Origin of the sequence: Colwellia sp. MB3u-4 (assembly GCF_014077065.1) — a bacterium.
Classification (GTDB): Bacteria; Pseudomonadota; Gammaproteobacteria; order Enterobacterales; family Alteromonadaceae; genus Cognaticolwellia.
In genome coordinates this window covers 1-816 of record NZ_JACGVE010000030.1, presented here as the reverse complement: position 1 = coordinate 816, position 816 = coordinate 1, and the positions used below count along the sequence as shown (strand labels likewise).

The 816-nt window shown below is 35.9% G+C and carries 1 rRNA gene and 1 pseudogene; one reads left to right on the top strand and one right to left on the bottom strand.

Annotation, left to right across the window (positions count from 1 at the left end):
• Window positions 1–147 (top strand): annotated as a pseudogene (locus H4J61_RS00215) (IS630 family transposase); the annotation flags it as partial.
• 557 nt (window positions 148–704) lie between these two features.
• On the opposite strand, the gene rrf reads toward H4J61_RS00215, so the two are convergent.
• Window positions 705–816: ribosomal RNA gene (rrf, locus tag H4J61_RS00210) — 5S ribosomal RNA — on the bottom strand; the annotation flags it as partial.

Sequence of the window (816 nt, the reverse complement as noted above, 5' to 3'; positions counted from 1 at the left end):
CTGAGGCAAAATGAATTAGCGAACAGATGTTTTAGTGGATATGAAGATATTGTTAATGAATGTAGTCGAGCCTGGAATATTTTTGTTTCAGATGCATCTAGGGTGATAGATCTTTGCTCTAGAGATTGGATAAAAGTGGGAAGTTAATTAATCAAATTGGTATTAGATAAATATTAGCAGTGTAAAATTAAAAATATTGAACAATTTTATTGGCTCTTAATTGCGCGATTTTAAACACAACAGATTTAAATGAGCATGCGGCAAAAAATCAACTTTGTACTATTGTGCAAAACAGAAAATGTGCAAAAACAGAAAAAATTGATAATTTATGAGTTAATAAACTAGTACCCCATCACCAAAGTTAAGTCTAATAGAACAGGTCTAGCAACGGTTACGCGAAAATGGACTTAGTAATAAATACTACAAGGGCTACAACGATATTATTGAATTATGTGATCCAACATAGAACGCGCTCTTCTCAACGTAAAAACAGCGATTGAGCTGTGTCCTAGAGGTTTAATAATGTGGAAACTTAGTGGAGCCAATTAGTATAAAATATTCAAAACCAGCTATTGATTGAGGTTGGAGGGTTTTCTTAACGCTTTGTAACCTTTTATATTGTATCAAGCTAACTCAAGCTTTATTTATTAAATGCCAGAAAGCAAAAAACCCGTAGCATCAGCTACGGGTCTCTCTAAATAGAAGCCTAGCAATGTCCTACTCTCACATGGGAACTCCCACACTACCATCGGCGCTAACACGTTTCACTTCTGAGTTCGGAATGGGATCAGGTGGGGCCATGTCGCTATTGTCGCT